The organism is Vibrio sp. BS-M-Sm-2, assembly GCF_041504345.1.
GTDB lineage: Bacteria > Pseudomonadota > Gammaproteobacteria > Enterobacterales > Vibrionaceae > Vibrio > Vibrio satsumensis.
Genome location: NZ_CP167894.1, coordinates 3441311 through 3464654, shown reverse-complemented (window position 1 = coordinate 3464654; position 23344 = coordinate 3441311). Strand labels below are relative to the sequence as shown.

19 protein-coding genes and 1 pseudogene are annotated in these 23344 nt (G+C 44.1%); 11 read left to right on the top strand and 9 right to left on the bottom strand.

Annotated elements, in window-relative coordinates:
• Nucleotides 1-164: 164 nt before the first annotated feature.
• The 6 genes and pseudogenes from AB8613_RS15675 (at nucleotide 165) to AB8613_RS15650 (ending at nucleotide 5115) form a co-directional block, all read left to right on the top strand.
• Nucleotides 165-1178, top strand: coding sequence for an amidohydrolase family protein (locus AB8613_RS15675; RefSeq protein ID WP_146489923.1), 1014 nt, complete (start codon nucleotides 165-167; stop codon nucleotides 1176-1178).
• A gap of 87 nt (nucleotides 1179-1265) precedes the next feature.
• The gene (locus AB8613_RS15670; RefSeq protein ID WP_285954395.1) at nucleotides 1266-1943 is read left to right on the top strand and encodes a 4-carboxy-4-hydroxy-2-oxoadipate aldolase/oxaloacetate decarboxylase; all 678 of its coding nucleotides are present in this window, start codon (nucleotides 1266-1268) and stop codon (nucleotides 1941-1943) included.
• On the top strand, nucleotides 1936-3021 hold the full coding sequence (locus AB8613_RS15665; protein ID WP_285954394.1) for a 4-oxalomesaconate tautomerase: 1086 nt from the start codon (nucleotides 1936-1938) through the stop codon (nucleotides 3019-3021). The genes AB8613_RS15670 and AB8613_RS15665 overlap by 8 nt, the downstream gene beginning before the upstream one ends.
• A 12-nt stretch (nucleotides 3022-3033) precedes the next feature.
• Nucleotides 3034-3915: an amidohydrolase family protein gene (locus AB8613_RS15660; protein ID WP_372384104.1), complete on the top strand. Its 882-nt coding sequence runs from the start codon at nucleotides 3034-3036 to the stop codon at nucleotides 3913-3915.
• 5 nt (nucleotides 3916-3920) lie between these two features.
• A pseudogene (locus AB8613_RS15655) lies at nucleotides 3921-4273 on the top strand (protocatechuate 4,5-dioxygenase subunit alpha).
• A 2-nt stretch (nucleotides 4274-4275) separates the two neighbouring features.
• Nucleotides 4276-5115, top strand: a complete 840-nt coding sequence (locus tag AB8613_RS15650; RefSeq protein WP_146489918.1) for a class III extradiol dioxygenase family protein — start codon at nucleotides 4276-4278, stop codon at nucleotides 5113-5115.
• A gap of 73 nt (nucleotides 5116-5188) precedes the next feature.
• Here AB8613_RS15650 and AB8613_RS15645 read toward each other — a convergent pair whose 3' ends face one another.
• Complete coding sequence (locus tag AB8613_RS15645) at nucleotides 5189-6088, bottom strand: LysR family transcriptional regulator (protein ID WP_146489917.1); 900 nt, start codon at nucleotides 6086-6088, stop codon at nucleotides 5189-5191.
• A gap of 310 nt (nucleotides 6089-6398) precedes the next feature.
• Here AB8613_RS15645 and AB8613_RS15640 point away from each other — a divergent pair, with 310 nt between their 5' ends.
• A complete protein-coding gene (locus AB8613_RS15640; RefSeq protein ID WP_372384103.1) occupies nucleotides 6399-6941 on the top strand; it encodes a DUF3332 family protein in 543 nt (180 codons plus the stop codon).
• Between the two features lie 141 nt (nucleotides 6942-7082).
• Here the strand turns inward: AB8613_RS15640 and AB8613_RS15635 are convergent, their stop codons facing one another.
• Nucleotides 7083-8552 (bottom strand): transglycosylase SLT domain-containing protein, encoded by a 1470-nt coding sequence (locus AB8613_RS15635; protein ID WP_372384102.1) that lies wholly within the window; start codon nucleotides 8550-8552, stop codon nucleotides 7083-7085.
• 616 nt (nucleotides 8553-9168) lie between these two features.
• Here AB8613_RS15635 and AB8613_RS15630 point away from each other — a divergent pair.
• A complete protein-coding gene (locus AB8613_RS15630; RefSeq protein ID WP_146489915.1) occupies nucleotides 9169-10377 on the top strand; it encodes a DUF3103 domain-containing protein in 1209 nt (402 codons plus the stop codon).
• Nucleotides 10378-10469: 92 nt separating this feature from the next.
• Here the strand turns inward: AB8613_RS15630 and AB8613_RS15625 are convergent, their stop codons facing one another.
• Entirely contained in the window at nucleotides 10470-10787 is a 318-nt protein-coding gene (locus AB8613_RS15625; protein WP_371713759.1) for a Dabb family protein, read from the bottom strand.
• Between the two features lie 215 nt (nucleotides 10788-11002).
• Entirely contained in the window at nucleotides 11003-11242 is a 240-nt protein-coding gene (locus AB8613_RS15620; RefSeq protein WP_285954386.1) for a hypothetical protein, read from the bottom strand.
• Between the two features lie 282 nt (nucleotides 11243-11524).
• On the opposite strand from AB8613_RS15620, the gene AB8613_RS15615 reads away from it, so the two are divergent.
• Nucleotides 11525-12403, top strand: a complete 879-nt coding sequence (locus AB8613_RS15615; protein WP_327783744.1) for a LysR family transcriptional regulator — start codon at nucleotides 11525-11527, stop codon at nucleotides 12401-12403.
• A 96-nt stretch (nucleotides 12404-12499) separates the two neighbouring features.
• Here AB8613_RS15615 and tnaA read toward each other — a convergent pair whose 3' ends face one another.
• The 3 genes from tnaA to AB8613_RS15600 form a co-directional block, all read right to left on the bottom strand.
• Nucleotides 12500-13972, bottom strand: coding sequence for a tryptophanase (gene tnaA / locus AB8613_RS15610; RefSeq protein ID WP_146489912.1), 1473 nt, complete (start codon nucleotides 13970-13972; stop codon nucleotides 12500-12502).
• Between the two features lie 752 nt (nucleotides 13973-14724).
• Nucleotides 14725-16398, bottom strand: coding sequence for a GTPase family protein (locus tag AB8613_RS15605; protein WP_372384101.1), 1674 nt, complete (start codon nucleotides 16396-16398; stop codon nucleotides 14725-14727).
• Nucleotides 16385-17497 (bottom strand): YcjF family protein, encoded by a 1113-nt coding sequence (locus AB8613_RS15600; RefSeq protein ID WP_372384100.1) that lies wholly within the window; start codon nucleotides 17495-17497, stop codon nucleotides 16385-16387. The genes AB8613_RS15605 and AB8613_RS15600 overlap by 14 nt, the downstream gene beginning before the upstream one ends.
• Before the next feature lie 239 nt (nucleotides 17498-17736).
• Between AB8613_RS15600 and AB8613_RS15595 the strand changes: the two genes are divergently transcribed.
• The gene (locus tag AB8613_RS15595) at nucleotides 17737-18231 is read left to right on the top strand and encodes a peptide-methionine (S)-S-oxide reductase (protein WP_372384099.1); all 495 of its coding nucleotides are present in this window, start codon (nucleotides 17737-17739) and stop codon (nucleotides 18229-18231) included.
• A gap of 126 nt (nucleotides 18232-18357) precedes the next feature.
• Here the strand turns inward: AB8613_RS15595 and AB8613_RS15590 are convergent, their stop codons facing one another.
• Together AB8613_RS15590 and AB8613_RS15585 are read right to left on the bottom strand one after the other, a co-directional pair.
• The gene (locus tag AB8613_RS15590) at nucleotides 18358-19974 is read right to left on the bottom strand and encodes a polysaccharide lyase 6 family protein (RefSeq protein ID WP_372384098.1); all 1617 of its coding nucleotides are present in this window, start codon (nucleotides 19972-19974) and stop codon (nucleotides 18358-18360) included.
• An 85-nt stretch (nucleotides 19975-20059) separates the two neighbouring features.
• Nucleotides 20060-21832 carry a transporter gene (locus AB8613_RS15585; protein WP_102438880.1) on the bottom strand — a complete coding sequence of 591 codons (1773 nt, stop codon included), beginning with the start codon at nucleotides 21830-21832 and terminating at the stop codon, nucleotides 20060-20062.
• Between the two features lie 542 nt (nucleotides 21833-22374).
• Here AB8613_RS15585 and AB8613_RS15580 point away from each other — a divergent pair.
• The gene (locus tag AB8613_RS15580; RefSeq protein WP_372384097.1) at nucleotides 22375-22986 is read left to right on the top strand and encodes a toxin-antitoxin system YwqK family antitoxin; all 612 of its coding nucleotides are present in this window, start codon (nucleotides 22375-22377) and stop codon (nucleotides 22984-22986) included.
• Nucleotides 22987-23344 lie beyond the last annotated feature (358 nt).

The following is a 23344-nucleotide window of genomic DNA, read 5'->3' as shown; positions in this document are numbered from 1 at the left end:
TTTTATTTTCTATGGCTCCAACCCATGTGGAGTATCGCTTTTTCGCTGTCGTTATTGCAACTCTCTATCTCAAAATCTTATACCTTCGAAATAAATTGAAATAGTCGAGAATAAGCCTTGGTCGTTATAGTTGTTAGCAACAAAAACAACAAAGGACTGCCGAGATGATTATCGACTGCCATGGACACTACACAACCACACCGCCTCAGGTGGGCGACTACCGCGAAAGCCAAAAAGCTGCGCTAGCTGAAAACCCAAACCACATTGGTAGCAAAGGTTCAATTCACATTTCAGACGATGAGATTCGCGAAAGTATCGTAAACAATCAACTTCGTTTACAGAAAGAACGTGGCACAGATCTAACGATTTTCTCTCCTCGTGCAAGTTGGATGGGGCATCATATTGGCAACGAGCACACAAGTCGCTTTTGGACAGAGCATCAAAACGACTTAATCCGCCGTGTGTGTGACCTATTCCCTCAAAACTTTGCCCCTGTTGCTCAGCTGCCGCAATCACCAGGCATTAACCCTTCAAAATCTGTTTCTGAATTGGTTCGCTGTGTTGAAGAAATGGACTTCATCGGCTGTAACCTGAACCCAGATACAACGGGTGGTTTTTGGAAAGATGCCTCTTTGGGCGACCGTGCTTTCTACCCACTGTATGAAAAACTGGTAGAGCTAGATGTACCCGCGATGATCCATGTTAGCGGCTCTTGTAACTCGTGCCTGCACACCACAACTTCGTATTACTTGGGCGCGGACACGACGGCTTTCCAACAATTAATGACGTCTGACGTATTCAAAGACTTCCCTGAACTGAAAATCATCATCCCACACGGTGGCGGCGCAGTACCTTATCACTGGGGTCGTTTCCGCGGTATCGCACAAGATATGGGACTGCCACCGCTTGAAGAAACCGTATTGAACAATATCTACTTTGATACTTGCGTTTATCACCAGAAAGGCATCGACCTACTGCTTGATATATTGCCAGCGAAGAACATCTTGTTCGCTTCAGAAATGATTGGCGCAGTGCGCGGTGTTGACCCAGAGACGGGCCACTACTATGACGACACGAAACGCTACATTGATGCCAGTGACAAGGTCACGGCCGAGGAGAAATCGATGATTTTTGAGGGCAATGCCCGTCGCGTATTCAGCCGACTAAAAACATCTTAATGCGACTCTGCCCATTTTAAGAATGGGCACTTCAAACAAACTTTCTCTAAAAAATGAAGCATAAGCAAAGAGCAAAAGGAATTCATCATGAGTCAGAACATCGTTGTTCAACACATTAAACGTGCAGACAAAGAGATCATTGAAGGCTTACGCAAATGTGGCGTAGCAACCATTCATGAATCACAAGGCCGCCGCGGTTTATTGGCCGATTACATGCGCCCTATTTTTCAAGGTGACGCCGTTGCAGGTTCAGCGCTGACAATCTCAGGAGCTGCAGGCGACAACTGGATGATGCACGTTGCCATCGAGCAAGCGAAAGCGGGTGACTTTTTGGTGTTCGCCCCTACTTCACCTTCAAACCACGGCTTCTTCGGTGATTTACTAGCAACGTCAGCTCAGGCACGTGGTGTTGTGGGGTTAATAATCGAAGGCGGCGTTCGCGATACCCGTGACCTGCGTGAAATGAATTTCCCTGTGTGGTCAAAAGCGGTGTTTAGCCAGGGCACCATCAAAGAAACGCTAGGTTCCGTAAATGTTCCGATGACGTGTGCACAAGAAATCGTTAATCCTGGTGACATCATGATCGCCGACGAAGACGGTGTGGTTGTGGTTCGCCGTGAAGAGGCTGAACAAGTACTGCATGCTTCTCTAGAGCGTATGGAACGCGAAGAAGCTAAACGCGTTCGCCTTGCGAATGGTGAGCTTGGTCTAGACATCTATGACATGCGTGGTCGATTAGAAGAAAAAGGCCTCAAGTATGTCTAATCAAGCGCCATGCATGTGGATGAGAGCAGGCACTTCAAAGGGTGCCTACTTTCTGAAAGATGATCTGCCAGCTGATGCCAATGAACGTGACGCTTTTTTACTGTCGGTAATGGGCTCGCCAGATGAACGCCAAATCGATGGTATAGGCGGGGCTGATCCTCTGACATCTAAGGTCGCGATCGTTGAACCATCGAGTCGAGAAAATGTAGACATTGACTACCTATTTCTACAGGTGTTTGTCGACCAAGCATTGGTTAGCGGCAAACAAAACTGTGGAAACATCCTTGCAGGTGTCGCTCCTTTTGCTATCGAGCGTGGGTTAGTTGAAGCCGAAGAAGGAACAACATCAGTTCGTATCTTCATGGAAAATACACAACAGATCGCTACGGTAGAAGTTCAAACCCCAAACAAACAAGTGACCTATCAAGGTGATTGTCATATCGATGGCGTGCCCTCTTCATCGGCTCCTATTGCAATCACATTTGAAGACACGGCAGGTTCAACGTGTGGAGCTCTGCTTCCATCTGGTTCTGTTATTAACACAATAGATGGTATCGACGTCACTTTAATTGATAATGGAATGCCTGTTGTTGTGATGCGTGCGAAAGATCTCGGCATTACAGGTGACGAATCACGTGAACAACTCGACAATAACCAAGCATTAAAACAACAGTTGGAGTCAATAAGACTTCAAGCTGGTCCATTAATGAACCTTGGCGATGTTTCTGAGCTCTCTGTACCCAAGATGTCTTTGGTCAGTGAGCCTCAATATGGCGGTGCTATCTCGACTCGCACATTCATCCCTCACCGCTGCCACGCGTCTATTGGGGTGCTTGGCGCTGTGAGCGTCGCGAGTGCGTGCATGCTCGACGGATCACCGGCCAAACAACTTGCTCAAATCACCTCATCAAACCCAGATGGGCACATCCAATCAAGCCGTAAAATTGCGGTTGATGTTGAACACCCAATAGGAAAAATGAGCGTGGTTTTAGATATCGAAAATAACCAAGTTCAATCAGCTGCCATTCTTCGCACTGCGCGAAAACTGTTTGATGGTACAGCGTTTGGACACCAGTAACGACAAGGAAGAATGATGGACGCTGATTACCTACCGTTTCACCCAAACCCAAGCAAACCTAAGTTTGTTGCCCCTGCTGGCGCTGTCGACGCGCACTGCCATGTATTTGGCCCTGCGGCTAAGTTTCCGTATTCGCCAAAGCGCAAATACACGCCCTGTGAGGCATCAAAAGAACAATTATTTGCACTGCGTGATTACCTTGGCTTTAGCCGTAATGTGATTGTACAAGCTTCTTGTCACAGCACCGACAACTCAGCATTACTCGACGCTCTAGACTGCGCTGGTGAGCTGGCTCGTGGCGTCGCATTTGTTGATGAAACCGTTACCGATGAAGAACTGCAAATCATGGACGCAGCTGGCGTTCGCGGTATTCGTTTTAATTTTGTAAAACGCTTGGTCGATACCACACCAAAAGATGTGTTGAAACAGCTCGCCGATCGCGTTCGTCCAATGGGGTGGCACATTGTGGTCTATTTTGAATCACAAGATATCGATGACATCGCCCCTTTCCTCAACGAACTTGATATGACGGTTGTTGTAGACCACATGGGTCGACCAGACATCGCACAAGGTATCAATAGTGAAGCCTTTGCTAAGTTCATTCGCCTTATGGAAAACAATCCAAACATTTGGACAAAGGTAAGCTGCCCAGAGCGTTTAACACTGACTCCACCAAACTACAGCGATGTTGTACCGTTTGCTAAAACCTTGGTCGAAAAATTCCCAACACGCGTACTTTGGGGCACAGACTGGCCGCACCCGAACATGAAATCGCACACACCAGATGATGGACACTTGGTTGACGTGATTCCTAAGGTTGCAGAAACTGAAGCCCTGCAACAAGCTCTACTTGTAACAAACCCAATGAAATTATACTGGCCAGAGAGTGAGTAACCGCAATGACTTATTTGAAAGATAAAGGAAATATCCCAGGCACCGTTTTGTTCGATGGATCAATGGCCATAAAAGGCTATGGCTTAAACAAAATGTGTTACACGCTAAATGGTCAGGCTGGTCGTGATGAATTCAAAGCAGACGAACAAGCATACTGCGACAAGTTCGGCCTAACTGACGCACAAAAAAAGCGATTGCTGAACGTGATGTACTAGCGCTACTTAACGAAGGCGGTAGCATTTACTACCTAGCAAAGTTTGTAGGAATGCTAGGGCTAAACATGCAAGACATCGGCGCAATACAAACCGGTATGAGCGTAGAAGAATTTAAACAAATGTTGGTTGAGGCAGGGAAATAATCATGGCTAAAGTTATTGGCGGTATCAGCACTTCACACATTCCCTCTATCGGCAAAGCGATTGAAAATAATCTTCAAGAAACGGAATACTGGCAGCCGTTTTTCAAGAACTTCCCAGGTATTCACGCTTGGTTAGAACAGGAACAACCCGACGTTGCGGTCGTTTTTTACAACGATCACGGACTCGAATTTTTCCTAGACAAGAAGCCAACATTCGCCATTGGTGCTGCAGCTAGCTACATCAACGCTGACGAAGGTTGGGGAATCCCTACCATTCCAGCAATTCCTGGTGACCCAGAGTTTTCATGGCACATTTGTAACCACTTAGTAGAGAGTGAATTCGACATCACTATCTGCCAAGAGATGAAAGTCGATCACGGTCTAACCGTGCCGATGCAGTTGATGTGGCCAAACAACAACTATTCACACATGAAAGTGATTCCAGTGTGCTTGAACGTAGAACAACACCCAATGCCATCACCAAAACGTTGTTATAACCTAGGTAAAGCCATTGGTGAAGCCATTGATTCTTACGACAAAGATCTTAAAGTTGTGGTACTGGGTACTGGCGGACTATCCCACCAGCTAGATGGCGAGCGTGCAGGCTACATCAACAAAGAGTTTGACCTTTACTGCATGGAGAAGTTAATCAGTGATCCAGACGAGCTAACTAAACTGACAATTCACGATCTTGTCGCTAATGCCGGCGCTCAAGGGCCTGAGTTCATCATGTGGATGGGCATGCGTGGCGCGCTGAATGGTGAACTAAACGTCCTGCAAAGTGACTACCATGCTCCAATATCAAACACAGGTGCGGGCACGATGTTGATTGAAAATAAGTAGTTGATCGACAACTCTAGATTTGATCACTATCGAGCTTTTTCTGCCTACTCTTTCATGAGTAGGCTTTTTTGTATCACGACGCCAACTTCAGCACTCCGCTGGTAAACAGTTCGCGCAGCCACAAGTTCACGATGTCGTCATTACGGTTGCTGTGCCAATACACGCTCAATGATGGTGTAAGGTATTCAAATGGCACTTCTAACAGCTTTATCTTGTCTTTATCAAAATACGCGTCCGCGACCCCTTTTGGGAAAGTTGCAATCCAATCACTGTTATAAATGGTGTCCGAAAAGTCAGCGATGGAATTGAGCTTTCTCGCCACCTTTCTTTCGGAAAAGATCGGGCTGTGAAGCTCGGTTAACTGGTTCACTCGATAGTTATCATGTGTCAACATCACGTGCTTTTCAGCTAAGTAGCGCTCTAAAGTTATCTGTTCTTCTATCTGCGAGTGGTTTTGGCTGCATACCACGCACAGTTCATCACCCCAAATCTCTTGGCTCTGCAGTGTTGGGTGAGCATTAGTAAGGTCGACGACAAGGTCGATCTTCTTCTCTCGAATATCTGTCACCATATCTTCTTTGATGTTCACCACTTCGATAACACAGTTGGGTGCTTCTTTTTGAATTCTATCCAAGATACGAGGCAGGATGACACTACTTGATATGCTCATCGCAGCAATTCTGAAGGTATAATTGCACTCTTTCGGGTCGAAATCGTGAGTTTCAGGGAGTGAGTGTGAAACCAGCTTGTGAGCTTGCTTGAAGATTGGGTACAGGTCGTTCGCGACTGGCGTAGGCTCGAGTGTGTATGATTTTCTAACGAAGAGCAGATCTCGATATTCGTCTCTAAGCTGCTTTAGGTGAGCACTGAGACTAGGTTGAGATATATTGAGCCTTTCTGCTGCGTACGTCAGGTTTCCTTCTTCATATATCGCGATAAAGTAATATATGAGGTTGAGGTTAAATCGTTTCATTCGAGCTCTTCAGGCAGTCATGTATTTAAATAAGCGATATAAATAATATCGTTTAAATGACTGTGAATTATCGCTTTCCATTCCCATATTTTAGTTATGGTTATGACAGAACATTGTTAAAACGCCAAACCAAAATAACGCGAACTAGTACGGTAGTATTCAAGGGGCGAGATCCAAATATAGATAACAGTCTGGTTTTTATAAAGATATAGGTTTTCCTGATATCTAGTATAGGCGTGACGTTATATTAGAAGACGCTTGAGTTTGACATAATTCCCGGCTCCTAAATATACACATATAGAAATAGAGAATGATGAACCGATTTGTAAAACCGATAATAATCTCAGCAAGCCTAGTGACTTTATTTGGCTGCGTAGGTAGCAACGCAGTAACAGGTAAACTAATGGAGTTTAACGTGAAAGCCGTTGATAACCGTTACGCTCGTGGTGGCCTAAACATGTTACTTGCCCCTGCTTACGGTATTACCGTTGCTGCCGATTACATCGTGTTTAACTCACTGGAATTTTGGACGGGTAAGAACCCAATCAACAAGAAGCCACACATCTTCGATTCTAAGGTTGATACTTACATTGATGTTAATGACCAACTGGATGACAGCTTAACGGAAGCGCCTATCGACCCATTGGCAAAGCATGTAATTGACCACAGTGAAATGAAAGTACTTAACCAAGACGAAATTGCAATTGAGCTAACCTACAACGACGGTACTCGCGCGACTCTAACAGGTCAACGTTTCGGCGATGAAGTTCATTACTCTATTGATAGCCAAGTGATTGCAAAAACAAGCTTGGAAGAGATGCAGATGTACGTCGCATCAGCTGAGCAGTCTTAAGCAAGTAAGCAACATAGCATTAACTGATACCCCCCCAATCAATTCAGTTAGTCAGTACCAATAAAAAGAGAGGTTAGCTTAGTCACTAACCTCTCTTTTTCGTTTGTAGTTTTTGTTTTGGCCAATGGCGAATAACCGCCATTAGTAAGCGAAATAAGGGGAGAAACGTTTAATGTTGAGCTGACGAGTCATATTACTTAACTGTTCTTCTCGGGTGTCTTGGAATTCATCCAATCTCTGGTAAATAGTGAAGTATCGATTGATGTTGGCGACGTATTTTACAGGCTCTTGGCTAATATTTTTTCTTGCGACCACTTCAACATGATTAAACCATTTATTTGGGTTGTAGCCTTGCTTGGCGGCAAGAACGCGCATTCGTCTGATCTTAGCTGGCCCAGCATTATAAGCGGCTAAGCTAAAATGAATCTTGTCGATATCCGAGATTTCCGGCAAATCGAAATATCGGTCATAGATAAAACGCAGATACTTGCTGCCCGCATGAATATTGCTTTCTAAGTCGTACACATTATCAATATCGACATACCAATCTTTGGCGGTTTTAGGCATCACTTGCATAATACCAACCGCACCACGATGCGATATTTTTGAGTGATCCAAACCTGATTCTTGAAAAGCCATGGCTAACAAAATGAACCAATCGATCTCGAACTTTTCCCCATAAACCATGAACAGCTTTTCTAGCTTATCCCGCTCTTTGTTTTGTATCGGGTTAGACGCTCTATTCATCCATGATGTGCTTTCGAGATAACGATTGTCGATGACATTACCCAGCAATGTACCCTGCTTTGAATCTTGCAAATATTGGTCGATTTTGGCTTTCAATTGCGGGCTATTTTTGCGAATCGCCCAAGCAATATCAGCATTGTGTCTAAAGGCAAGATTACGATGGATTCTGATGTCTTGCTCTAAGTTTCCCCATAGTTCAAGCTTGTGGCTATCCACAATGGTTGCGGTAATTTGTCCACGTTTAATCAAATCTAGCAATTCGAGGTCTTGGAGGTTGTCACTTAACAAATGGATATAGATGGGTGCTAAACCTTTCTTCTTTAACTGTTTATTCACGGCATGAACACTGCTGACGTAACTGGAATTCTGCTTTAACCAGACCTCTTTACCCTGTAACTGGGTGATGTCATTAATCAAAGGGGTAGAACGGCTTGTCACTAACAATTCATCAATGTCGCTACGAATGGGAATGCTGAAATCGACTAAGTGCTCACGCTGTTTGGTCACTGTTAAATTTGCGACTGCAATATCACCTTTCCCCTGATTCAAAGCATTGAGTAACTCGCTCCGCTCAACCGGAATCACCTTAACGCGCAGTAAAGGATCACGCAGCTTTAGCTCTTGATCAAAGTAATAAATCTGCTCAGCAAGAATCCCTTTCGGCTTACCATTTTCAATATGATAGAACCCCATATCACCAGAAACTAAAACACGCACAACGCCTTTTTCACGCAACGCAGAGAAATCACCCACATAGGATTCGAGTGCGTTGTCGGGTATTTCAAAACCAAGAGTTGATTTGGAAATAAGAGAAAGAAAAACCAACATCTTCGATAAACGTGAAGCGCGCTTAAAATTCGTCATATTCAGTATTCCTAATGCGTTTAAGCCAAAACCCTCAATAGTTCTAGGTATTGCGTGGGAGCTATCGGGCTAGAAGCGATTCAACGTAAAGGAACATTTCTTAACGTTGTACGATTGCAATGTACGTTGATGAACAAAATGCGTTGATGCGAAAAGTGTGTTTGATGTCCAGAGCAATTTGGTGAGCGTTATGGAACGTTTAGGCGTTGCTTTGATTCGTTACTTTTTATCAAGGGAGGCGAATTATACCGAAAACCATCAAGTTCGAAATAACGCAGTGGCTATAGTAGATATAGGGTGTTCCTATAGATCTCATTCCCCTCTAAAAGCTCCATCAGAAGTCACTCTTTACGATCCCGAATCCCTCCCCTAAATAGGCCATACACCACTAGGCTAGTTAATGATTTAATCAGTAAGCTATTGATTGGTTTATAAATTCGCATATATCAAGCCAACATCAGCTTGATATTTTATAAATTATTTAAATTGAGATCCTGTGCTGCACAACGAAATAAAAATAAGCTGTCTAACTTTTAAACACATTCACCTTACTGATAGGTTAATCCTTATAGGGCAAATGCTCTATTAATGATAAAAATTAAAATAAGGATTATTTATGAGACCATCTTTCTCTATCAGTATGGTGCTTGCAACAACAGTGGTTGGCTTCCAGTCCTATGCAAACAATATCGACACAACAAGCTCACTCTCTCTTTCGGAGAACGCCTCAGCACAAAAGCAGTCTTTGGCGTTGCAAATCAGTGCCCGCTACTCCGATCTTGAGCTTTCTTTAAAAGACCAAATAACAGAAAAGCAACTGTCTACACCGATAGACAAGCTTAACTCAGCTAAGCCCTACTCCGCATTTTCAAGCAAGATGCAAAAAGCCGATCTTAGCTACCGCAAGATGAAAGGGGTCAACGACTTCAGTGACTCTTTGCTAGAGATTCGCATGGCTGATGAAGCGATGATTGAAGCTTGGAAGAATGGTGAAAGCCCGCTGTTTGCCTTCGAACCCTCTGGTGACGATTCAAATTGGCAATACATCGAAGCGTACGATGTGTATGGACAAGTTCATGAATTAGACGTGTACCAAATGCCCGACGTTCCTGTGTTTGTTATTGATAGTAACGGCGCAGAAGAACTCAAAGCAGGCCTAATGGCGATGCAGACCGAGATGAACAAGCTGGGTACTGCAACTCAAATCAATGCCAACAGTGATAAAAGCAACGTCCACAAGTCTCAAAAACAGCCTTTAATGAACAAAGTTCGTCGCTCTATTTCAGAATCTGAACCTGAAGAACTGAACACCACCCAATTATCGAAGATTCGTTTGGCCATTGATAGAGAACCGTGGATCTCTGGCAAAGCTGAAATCTACGCTATTGTCACTGGAGTTAATGCAAGCCGTATAGAACCACAGATCGACTTGGTTGAGATGCCTTATCTGGACTACGACAAACAGACATACTACCCAAATCAAACGGTAATCTTCTGGCCTCGCTACCGTTGGGGCGCAGCAGATATGATTTTGATGGAGCACGATGACGGCACCGATTATAAAGCGTTAGCCAAACTGCTCGTTGAAGCCGCAGAAGAGATATTGAAGATGATTCCAGATCCTGAAGTTCAGGGTTATGCGATCATTCCTCAAATCACAAGTAAGATCATTGATGTGATTCCTGAAGGCGTATTAGTGAATGATGATGACTTCGTGGACGTGTATTACACCTTAATGCAAAACACTCCTTATGTTGATCGCCCGGGTGCTGGCGGTAATGCGGTTGCTTCGTTCACCCCTGTTACGATTTCACCGACAGAGTAAATCGTTCTTTATTGGTTAGGGCTTAGTCACACAAGCCCTAACTCTTCATTATCAAACGTTAGAAAAACATAAGAGACGAACTGAGAAGCTGATTACAGGGAGTAATCAAACACGATAATGTCATCTAACAAAGGACGAAACATATCTTTCAGCGCATCATGCTCTGGGTGTGGAAGGTAGTTCTGACGGCCGTCTTCGTCAGCGAACGTCATTAGCACCGAATGGGTATAACCTTGGTTCTTGTTTTCAGGGCTGTCATTTAACCCCCACTCGACTGAAGTCACCCCTTCAACTTTGCTTGGCATCGCTTCAAACAGTCCTTTGAGTTTCTCAATGTCAGACGCTTCAGCCTCTTCTTTAAACTTAATCAGCAAAATATGACGAATCATTCCCGTTTCTTTTCGATTCATTCCTAGTCCTTTTCGAATCTTCGTTTGCTTGTGTGTCATTCTGAGCCCACACCTAATCGCGAGTTAAAGTTAATAGAAAGACAAAATGCCACACGTTACACACCATGCCAAGGCTAGATCACTAGAGTTTATAAAATATTCCAAATCCCAAAACGAAAAATGCTGCACCTAAGGGCGCAGCATTTCTCATGACAATGGTAAGCACTGATTAAGCGTTAGTCGCGACGACCTGTTAACTGAATAGCTTGGTCTTGTGGCGTATTCGTTTCGAACTTCAGACCGCCAGTCGACGCTTCGTTTCTTCCTTCAAGCGTCAGATCAGACTCAACACGCTCAACATTCACTTGATTTTGGTGACTCGTCGTCATGTCGATAGTACCAGTGTAAGAACCGTCTGCAGCAAAAGCTGTATTCATTGAAATAGCCATTAAGCCTAATGCGATTAGTTTTTTCATACATCACCTCTTATCATTTTAATACTTTGAGTACTGAGGAATTGCTTCAGTACTGTTATTCGTTCATTGCGTTTCGCTTTGTTGAGGTAACTTTAACAACCGAACACAAGGCATTCGAGGAAAAGCAAGATTTACAAAATGGAAAATCAAGGGATTAGCGAATTTCTGACGCGGTGCTGTCTTATAAGGTTTTCATTGGCACTATGATATTAGAGTCACATAATTTCTGTGCGCCTACAGCACAGAGATTACTGCCCATAAAAGGATTCATTTGGAGAACCTGTGGACATCAATCTAGACATTCAAAATATCCTCGTCATCAAGCGTATGTATGAACTTCGCAATGTTGGATTGGTTGCGGAGTCGCTCGGGAAGACATCAGGGGCGATCAGTAAGAACCTGTCGAAGTTAAAGTTACAACTCGACGACCCACTGTTCATTCAAACCAAACACGGCTTTGAGCCAACGACTTTTGTTGAAAACAATATCGACAATTTTGAACAGATACTGAGCAGTGTCGAAGCCATCAAACACCAAGTTTTCTTACCTGAATCTTATCAGGGCGATATCAAGATTTACGCCAATACCCTGTTTTGGGAACGCTACGGATCTAAGCTCTACCTTGCTCTCAGTAAAGAAGCGCCACATGCCCATTTCTCGTTAGTGAGATGGGGTACCAATGTTAAAAACAGAATCATCGATGGTGAAGAAGCGATAGCCGTTCACTATTTTGACGAAAGCCTGCCACAATCCATCTCACAGAAAGAGCTTGGCAAAGGAAAAGTCGTGTTCTTCGTTCGAGAAGAGCATGAAGCGCAAACCTTTGAGTCTTTGGTCAACTATCCCATCATTCTGTTTAAAACCCCTGGGTGGAATGACAATAGATACCCAATTATCGATCGCCTCAAAAACGTCGGTTTCGATGTTACTCCGAAAGTCGAAGTCGACCACCCTGCAATGATCCACGATATTGTGTTGAAGTCAGACTATTTTGGTATCACTTTAGATGGCAGTGTGCCTGAAGGCTGTCGCAGTATTGATTTACCAGAAAAACTCATCATCGATGTTCGCTATGTAATGAGTTGTCGCCGTTCGCAAAAAGACGCACCGCTAAATCAATGGCTTTTCACTATTTTAAAGTCTGTTCTAAGTAGTAAGTAAACGTAGCTTCTTTCCAATACGTTTCTAATGCGTTTAATGAAAAAAAGGCTCCAACAGGAGCCTTTGCGATTGTGACTATTCGCTTATGTTTTTATTTTAAAATGCTTCTTCGAGCGTTTGTTCATTCTTTTTTCCTGCTTGTTTCTCGCTTATTTCTACCTCTTTCAAGCGCGCCGTAAAGTGTCTTAACACTGGCGGTTCATAGGTAAAGTCGAGCCCTTTCACTTTGCTTGCGTTCTCTTTCACTTTCTCAAACGCTTCAATAATAAAATCCATGTGTGTTTGTGTGTAAGTCGCGCGTGGAATAGTTAAGCGTAATAACTCAGCAGGACATGGATGCTGCTCGCCCGTTGCTGGGTCGCGACCTTGCAGTAAGGACCCGATTTCAACCGCTCTGATACCTGCCACTTTATACAATTCACACGCCAAAGCATGTGCTGGGAACTGACCTGCTGGAATATGAGGAAGCAATTTACCCGCATCGACAAACGCAGCATGACCGCCCGCTTGCTGACACACGATACCCATCGCTTCTAAGCCATCAACAAGGTATTGAACCTGACCAATGCGATACTCCAACCAATCTTGACGCATGCCGTCATAAAGACCAACCGCAAGGCGCTCCATCGCACCACCCTCTAAGCCACCATAGGTTGGGAAACCTTCCTGCACGACACACAAGGTTCGACACTCTGTATACACATCCATGAAAGAGTCGTCTTTAAAGCATAACAAGCCGCCCATTTGTACCATCGCATCTTTCTTGGCAGACATGGCTAAACCATCCGCGTATTTGTATGACTCACGCGTGATTTGTTCGATAGTCCAATCTTGATAACCGGCTTCACGCTGCTGGATGAAGTAGGCATTTTCAGCGTAGCGAGCAGAGTCCATGATCACTGGAATATCGTACTTCTGAGCGATTTCGTATACGGCTTTGAGGTTAGCGATCGAAACAGGTTGTCCACCAGCCGAGTTACAAGTAATAGTGCTCACGATGTAAGGAACGTTGGCCGCGCCCGCTTCTAAGATAGCTTCTTCCAATTTGACGATATCGAAGTTGCCTTTGAAGTCGGCATTCACTGAGGTGTCGAACGCTTCTTTGGTATAAACGTTCTTCGCCACGCAGCAATTTACTTGAGTGTGGCCTTGCGTGGTATCAAAGAAGTAGTTCGACAAGGCGACCATTTTACTACGATCCAACCCCTTCTCCATTTCACGCTTCTTGATCAGAACCGGAATGTAAATCTGCTCTGCGCCACGCCCTTGGTGAGTAGGAATAGTCAGCTCATAGCCGAAGATATCTTTCACCGCATTCGACAGTGCATAGTAACTGCGACTGCCGCTGTAGGCTTCATCACCCATCAACATCGCTGCTTGCATACGTTGTGTGATTGAACCCGTACCGCTGTCGGTCAGCAAATCGATGAACACATCATCACTGTCGAGTAGAAACGGGTTCATGCCCGCTTCGACAATGGCTTGTTCACGATAGGCGCGAGTTGTTCTTTTTACTGGCTCTACGACGCGAATACGAAACGGTTCTGGTAGATGTTTGAAATTTTCCATAATAGTACCTTTCAAAAATTCAGCCTAAGGCGAAAAAGCCAAATTCATTATTTTTAGATGTCACGAGTCATCACCATTAATTTCATTTCACGCACGATCACACTCGTGATAATTACGATAAAAATTAATAGTTAGAAATAAATTATTTAATCAATGACGTATTGATTAGACTCCAATTAATAATATCTAATAGACAAGATATCCATGCATAAAAACAAATACTAAACGCATGAGTTACGAGATGTCTTAAAGACGAAATTAATAGGATTGGGCAAAGCTCATGGGCTCTGCTGGCGCGTGACGCCTAGAGGGTACTACTCTGAAGAAAGGTGGAACGAGAGCTGATGATCTAAAGTATACCAAGCTAACAAGGTTAGCCATGTTGTTGATTGCCATTTCAGATACATGTTCACAATATATCCCTACGTTGAAATCAAGGTGATCCGAAATTTAAATATAGTGCAATTGTTTTATAAATACAGCGAAAGAAAGTATAAATGTGATCAATATTTAGAATGAAAATTAAATACGATAGCGTGTTATATAAACTGTGAATATCGTCAGTTTATATACTATTAAACTAGTTCACGGAATTAACTAGTGCCGACAAATAACTGTAGTGATACGGAGTTGCGGTAATAGAGGATTAATTATAACTAATGGTAAATAAAACAAGCTCTGATAATCACTGAGTTTCGTTAACTTCTTCTTCAGCTTCATCAGAGCTTGGTTACCAGTTCTGTTAGATCGGGTTACTTCTTCTTAACCACTTGTTTAATCGCCATTTCAGCTAACTTCGGTGTTGCGGCTTTCAATGCACTTGGTGCCACCTTCTTACCGGCTTTTACCGCCTTGTTCAGCTGTCCTTTAACCGACGTCCCTCTTTTCATTGCTTCAAAACGTTGGCGATTTCTCTGCACGTTATTTGCGTCAGCGATACGCTCGAGCAACGTCTGCCTTAAAACATCTAAACCAAACTGCGCCTTTTCAGGAGCAATCGCCAGTGGCAATGCAATATCGGTTTGCAGCAGTGTTTGATTGTATTCGAGCGCTTGAGCAATGATCTTCGCTTTGGCCGATGTTGGGCTCTCTAAGTCATACGGCGGTTGCCAATCGTCTACAGGCTTTAATCGGTCTACCTGATTAACAACCGAGACAACTATCGGCTTCTTACGTGAGATGTTCTTAGAATCGTCATAGAAAGCATCAAACTTATCTTTCAACTGCTTATCTAAATCACGTGCAGATTGATTAGCTTTAAGTACCCATAACACCACATCGGCTTGAGTCATTTCTTTAAGCATCAAGGCTTCGGTTTTGGCGTTGCCATCAAGCCCTTGAAGATCAACAATTCGAACGTCATTGTCATCGACAAACGCGTTGTAAACGGTTGAAGTATCGGTTGATGGCAGAACATCGACCTCGGCAACCAACTCTTGCTTAAGGGCGTTAATCAGTGAGGATTTGCCCGAACTTGTTTGCCCCACCAACACAATTCGTACAGGCTCTAATTCAGGAGCAAAACGCTTTTCGTCGGCTTCTGACACATCAGACGCTCGCAGAGATTCATCTTCAATGCTGAATCGCCCGCTATAGAGATCAATTGCTACAGCGGCTACTTCATCGAGTAAGGCTTGTTTGGCAGCGTATTGCATGTCATCTACCACACCTTTGGTCATGGTAGATGTCGCTTGCTCTCGACCTAAATCAGAAATCACCTTAAGTGGATTCAAATATAGGTTTTTAAGGTGGTTACCCCAGATAGCCGCTTTGAAGATCTTCTGCCCTAGCTCACCGTATTTGTCGTAGGCTTCGTAGCCCGCTTTGATGTAAGAAACCTTGAGATACTCAATGCCCGGAATGTGTTCTTTCACCACTAATTTGTAGCGGCGGCTGACCTCTTCGAAGAGTTTTAGGCCTTCAGGAATCGAAAAATCGAGTGATTTTTTATCAAACTTTTTGGCGACAAACTCAAGCACCTCTAAACCGGTTTGGTCTAGGTTGCCCCACTCTATCTCGCCACTTAATTGCTGACGCACGTAGTGTTTCGAGTCGTTCCAAATCAACAACTCAGCTTGGGACCATTCATCGGATGCTTTGACCATCGCATCATTGACTAACACATCATCAGTGTCAGCACTCTTAGGCGATGATTCAGTATCACTATCGCTTGCTGAGTTAGCAGACGCATTGCTATCAGTTAGTTGGCGAGAAGAACGGCTAGAAATGTATAAAGGAATGGTGAACACCAAGGTACTCACGGCAATAGCAATCGACATTTCCAACAGATAGCCGTATTTGACGGCCAAAAACAGACCAAAACCCATCATGATGAGGCTTGGGAAGATTGCCGAAATCAGCGCAATGCCCCAACGCCCGCTCGATAGGACGGCCAGTAATCGAAATAGGTTTCTAATTTTCTTCATAGCCCGACGCCGCCTTACCTTTTTTCAGGGATTCTTTGTAGATCTTTTGCATCTCTTGTTCAGACACTTCTTCGCCTTTGTTCTTATGATAGAAGTAAAAACAAGCCGCTCGACCTAAACCATAGCTGGTGCCGAAACTCATGGCCGCAGCTGCAACCGCGCCGACCGTTTGACCATAAACCGGAATCAACTTTATCAGCTGTCGAGTTCCGAGCTTCATGCCATATTGCACTGCAAAGCTGCTTCCCAAAGTGCCTATTAGCTCACTGAAGACTCTCTTGTTCCACGCAACCCCATATTGATTGGCTAAGCTATGAAGCATTTTCGCTTGAATCGCAGGCACCGACACCAAACCAACACCCGGAATCAGGTCACTCGCCGCGGCACTTCCTGCATACCAAAGCACTTCGTTTTCTACTTGGTCAAAGTTGGCTTCTTCTTGGGTGGAATGCTCTTTGTCTTGCACCATCATGCCAATAACAGGAAGCATATTAGTCAGCTGTTCAATCAAGGCTTCATAATTGTAGATTGAGCCTCCATTGTTGCTCACGTCATCCGTTTCGAAATCCACCGCGACGGATTCAAAGCTCTTACCCCAAATTTTTTCTACTTGGTTGATGTTGAACTGAATCTGCCTCGCACGGTCTGTTTCATTGGAAGACAGCACCGTAGTATGAACAAGCAACAAGTGTTTGATCTTCTTCCGTTTCTTAATCTGTTTTAGAGCCGCAAGCACAGCGGATTGTTCAGGTTCGTCGGCTTTCATCACAACGACTAACGCATTACCTGCCTGACCAATCTCTTCCAGATCTTCTTTCGCATCGTAATTCGCTTCACTTAGGCCTCTGGTATCGAGAAAGCGCATCACCGGTTTGTCTTGTGGGAATTCATAAGACATTGCCGTCATGGTGCACGGAGCAAAACCATTTCCAACTTCAACCGAAGAGTCACCCGTGACCGCCTGAATAAACGATGACTTACCCGCCCCCGTCTTGCCTAACAGCCACAATGTAGGAAGATGCTTGCGCTGATATTCATGGGCCTGAGTAAGGTCTGGGTTCTTACTCGGATTGATGAAGTCTTTTATTTGATCAAACATGTTTAGAGTAACGCTCACTTGATGTTGAGATTCGGGTTGATGACAAAGCAATACTGACTTATATAATCACAAATCATATTAAACTTATGTTTGTTCAGTCGCACAGGTTTACAATGCCTAAACACTTGTTTTATTTACGCGCTCCTTTTTTATAGACGATTTTTTATACGTGCGGGTATCATCGTATTGATTCATGTACCTAACGAACATCAACAAACACAGAGAGCTCAAAGAGAAGTATGGAACAAATTTATTTAGCTGGTGGCTGCTTGTGGGGCGTACAAGAATTTATTAAGTACGTTCCTGGCGTTATCAGCACAGAAGCAGGCCGTGCTAATGGAAACGCCCAGTTAGCAGAAAACTGGACGGTACAAAGCGATTACGATGGCTACGCAGAGTGCGTACAAATTGAATTTGATCCAAGCATCACGTCAGTAACGATTCTGATAGAACACTTGTTTGAGATTATTGACCCTTACAGCGTCAATAAACAAGGTGTCGATGTGGGAGAGAAATACCGCACAGGCGTATACAGCACTGATGCGAAACACTTAACAGAAGCTAAACACTATATTGCTTCAAGAAATGACGCCGACTGTATCGCTGTTGAGGTGTTGCCATTGACCAACTATGTTGCCAGCGACGACATCCACCAGCATCACCTAAGCCACTTCCCTGAAGATCACCACTTATGCCATATCCCTTGGGATCTGCTGCATAAGTACAAATCTTAGTTTGAGCTTCCAACCTAGCTTCTAAGATATTTAGCCTAGAATCTAGAACCTAAAAAGCCCCAGAACGCTGACACGATCTGGGGCTCGTTTTTATCGTTGCCAGTTAAAAACTGACTTTATTCCGCGTTACTTCTTTGTGTTTTCAAGCACGTAATCTGGACCTGCTGTTTCAGCCGTTACCACTGCCAGTTTAGACACATCTGCACCTTCACCTTGGTAAACGTTCATGCCGTTTTCTACCGCTACTTTTGGTAGTTCTACCGAGTAGCTTTCAATCAGCTCAGAGTCCGTAACTTGACCCACGTAAGTTTCATCTGTGTAAGTCGCACCCACTAATGGGAAGTCGTGAGTTGCACGCACACTTACAAACTCAGGTGATTGCGAATTATCAACCACGTTGTGTTTGAACGCCACATCAACACCAGCATAAATGCCTTCCACTTCTGCGTTGTCAAACAAACTTACACGGTGGCTTTGGTTGCCGTAGACAATGCCCCACTCAGTATCGACTAGAGAGTTGTTTTCGATGGTGATGTTTTTCGGCGTCCATTGCTTATTCAGCTCTTTGCCCTTCACTGATTGATCTAACTGCTCGCCATTCGCTACATCGATGATGCCGGTGTTAATAACGATACCGCCACGTAGGTCAGCGTTACCTTCAATCACACCATCACGGCCACGAGTGTTAGCAATGTAGTTGTTGCGGATCACATGGTCTTCATCGTAGATACGCATACCACCAGTTAGGCGTTTCTCGTTACCCAGAATCATGTTGTTCTCTACCGTATTACCTTTACCGTGACGCAGTGAAATCAGTGCCGCGCTTTGGAAGATGGTGTTGCCTGCAATCGTGTTGTCACCCGACTTAATAGAGATAAGCTCACGCTCGCCATCCATATCGATCATTAGGTTATTCAAAAACTTAGAGCTTGAATCCCACTGTGAAGATTTAGAATCGCCGATGCGAATCGCTTCCCAGCTGTTGCCGTTGTAACGAATCGCTTCTTTGATATCGAATTCATTAAACTGGTTCGGCTTTTGGTCCATGAAGATGTTATTTGCGATCAGGTGGTTATCCGCTGTGTCATCTTTTTGAACACCGATCAAAGTGCCGCGCTTCTGCTTACCTTCGAAACGGTTGTTGATCACTTTACCGTCTTTGCCCCATAGCGAAACCCAAAGGTACTTTGGATACTCAGAGCGACGCTCATCTGGCTCGTACGTGTAGTCGTGGTTGAAGTAGTAGAACGTTGAGTTTTGAAGCGTGTTGCCATTACCCATCATACGTACTGCCCCAAAACGTTCGTTTGGCCCGCCTTCAGTAAACACTAGGCCATCAAGCGTGATGTCATCACCTTTCAGTTCAAACTGGATCAAGCCAGTGATCCACGCAGAACCTGCTTGCTCAGCTTTGATGGTGATGTCATTCGCGGTAATCGTCACTTGACCTAAGTTCGCGTATTTACCGTTAGGGATAACAACTTCGTCGCCATCTTTTAGGTTTTCAAATTGTGCTTTAAGCGCAGCCACTTGTTCTTCTGATGCAACATCTAATGTATTGCCATCAACCTCAGTTAAGCGGTCACTACTTAGTAAGTAGCTACGGTCGATTTCGCTGATTGCAGGTACCGCTTTTTCAGCCACGCTGACCACGGGTGCTGATGTTTCTTGAGTCGTACAGCCTGTCGCGAAAGCTAACGTAAACGCGCTAATAATACTTACCGATAAGAGTTTTTTTTTCATCGTACATCTCACATTAAAGTTTGGATTATAAAATTGACGGCCACCCATTCAGGTGGCCGTGATGTTATTTTGGATGCGTATTAAATTAGCCTTCAGCTGGCGTTACTTCGTCTTGTTGCTCAACCTTGTCATCGACCGCTTTCACAAGCAGCAAACCAACAGAGAATACAATTAAGCCACAAAGAACAAACACCATGCGTCCCCACATTGGGTTAGGCAGTACGAACATTGTCATTACGCCCACACCCGCGACTGCGATAAGTGAACCCAACATACGACGTTGCTTGTTATCCAATTTCTTCTGTTCATTACTTTCAGCAACTAATGGTGTCGCTAGGTTGTTGAAGAACTTGTCTACGTCTTTCTCGCGGTGCTCCGGTAATGGCTTGTAGAACAGCGTTGAAAGAACAAAGAAACCAGCAGTAAATATGATGTGGCCAATAAGGCCGATAGCCACTTTTAGGTCAGACCATTCACGGCCTGTCAGTTCATTCAAACCGAACCAGTTTTGGATCATGTCAGCAGTGATAACGAAACCAACGAAGTAAGAAACCACACCACCGACAACTAGCGTGCCCCAGCCAGCCCAATCCGGTGTTTTACGGATGAAGAAGCCACAGAATGCTGGAATTGTCATTGGGAAGCCGATCAATGCGCCCACGTACATCATGGTGTCGAAAAGGCTCAGACCTTTAAGCGAGTTGATGAACAGTGCAACCAAAATGATAGCGATGCCGAAGAAAGTAGACGTGAGTTTAGAAACGACCATTAGCTCTTTCTCTGTCGCTTTAGGGCGAAGAATCGGCTCGTAGAAGTTCTTAACGAAGATACCTGAGTTACGGTTTAGACCTGAATCCATTGAAGACATGGTTGCTGCGAACATAGCGGCAATCAGAAGGCCAACCATACCTGCAGGCATGTACTCTTGAACGAAGTAAAGGTAAGCGAAGTCAGCGGCTTTGCTGCCAGCTTCAGGGTAAGCGGCTGCTAAATCAACACCTTGACCTGCCATGAACCAAGAAGGCATGAACCAAATGATTGGACCAAGCGTCATCAGTATACAAGCAAGTAAAGCGGCTTTACGTGCGTTGTTTGAGTCTTTCGCTGCAAGGTAACGGTAAGAGTTCAGCATGTTATTGGTAATACTGAACTGCTTTAAGAAGATGAACACAGCCCAGATGCTAAAGATGCTTAGGTAGTTTAGATTGTCACCCGTAATGAATGAGTCCGTTGGGAAGTCATTGATGATCTGCGTAACGCCGCCACCGTGATAAATAGCAACTACTGCACACGTTACGGTTACTGCCATGATGATAACCATCTGCATAAAGTCAGAGGCGATAACCGCCCAAGAGCCGCCCGTTACTGACATCACCAATACAACCAGACCGGTTAGGATAATCGTCGTAGTCATATCAAAGCCGAAGATACCCGATGCGATGATCGCAAGACCGTTCAACCAGATACCCGCAGAGATAACGCTGTTTGGCATACCAGACCAAGTAAATACTTGCTCATTCACCTTACCAAAACGCATACGAATCGCTTCAATTACTGTAACAACGCGCAGTTGACGGAACTTCGGAGCGAAGTAAAGGTAGTTCATTAGGTAACCGAATGCGTTAGCGATGAAGATAATCGCTACTGCAAAACCATCAGTAAAGGCTTTACCGGCTGCACCCGTAAATGTCCACGCACTGAACTGGGTCATAAATGCCGTTGCACCTACCATCCACCACAGCATGTTACCTCCCCCTCGGAAGTAATCACTTGTCGTACTTGTAAACGTTCTGAACATCCACCCTATCGCAATTAAGAATAGGAAGTAGATGCCAACTATCAGGGTATTGAGTTCCATCTTTAGACCTTTTTATTTATGTTTTTTTGTTAAGGTCACTATAGATAGATGGTAAGTATATTTGTACTACAATAATTTAAATGTGTGACGATAATCTTACAGCCCAACACTCAAATAATCATACAAGTGATCAAGTTCAAATTTGCACCACTCACGAGCGTAGCTCATAAACTTAGTGCAAACATCCGCAACATAAACTCACCAAAGCCCCGACAAACATGAAAAAATCACTAAAAAACTGGTAATTATCGCTAAGAATCCGATCAGAATCGCTAAAAATGGTTAATCGTGACGAATAGATCTCACTGATAAACAATCAAAACGTCGCTAAGCATAGCTTATAATAATGAATTAACTCAATATATTTGTATTACAAATATCACAAAGCTTTAGTCTAAAATTGCTTAAAAAAGTTCCCTTCATTAGACCGCTAATAATGAAAACTTGAAAACCACTAATAGGTACTGACAGTGGCTCATGGAAATGAAATGCTTTTAACACACCGGTTACACTTTCCCCCTGTCCAATAAAAAGGTGTCATTATGAAGAAATACATCCCTATATTGATTGCTCTTAGTACGATGTCTTCTATGAGTTATGCCGCTTCACCGCGTGAAGATGCTGTCGACTATTTACAGATGCGTAAAGGCGTAGCTTACCAAGTAAACCATTCAAAACCCTTTACTGGTCAGTTTGAAGAGAAGTTCGATAACGGCCAAGTCGCGACCCAAGCTCAATTTTCTGACGGCCTAGAACTGGGTCAAGAAACCAATTGGTATCCGAATGGCCAAATGGCCTCTAAAGTGAATTACGTTAAAGGTGAATTACAAGGCAAGGCAGAAACCTGGTATCCCAACGGCCAGAAAAAAGCCGAGCTCAACTATAAAGACAACGAACTATCGGGTGTTGCCTCTCGATGGTATCCAAATGGCGAACAAAGCCTGACCGCTGAATACAACGACGGACAAAAGGATGGTCTGGTAACGGACTACTACCCTAACGGCAATAAGGCAAGCCAAGCGAAATTCAATGAAGGTGAAGTGGCGAACGGAAAATTAACGCGCTGGAACCTTAACGGAGACAAGGTTGAAGAGCTGACCTTTAAAGAGCACAAAATCACGTCTAAACAAGTTTGGATGCCGACAGAAAGTTAAACCTCAAGAGCAGCTCTCACTGAGTTTGATACAGCTAAGCGACTACCGCTAAAATCTGCAGCTACACGACAAGAGAAACGAACATTCATGTGACTAAGCATGAATGTTCGTAGCCTTTAGTCATTTCTTTTCACGACCTCTCTCCTCGTCACTTTCGTCCAACTTTACCTCTCTCACTTCCACTACTATTTACAGCACCCCACCTAGTGACAAAACAATCACCAATAGTCATTGAAAATAATAAATATTTAACTTGCGCATAACCTTTCCATAAAATACCGTAAGCAAACGTTTCCGTTGCGAGTCAGATCTCAGTTATCCGCTCGTAAGCGACTTATCACGCAAATAAGAGAAACGA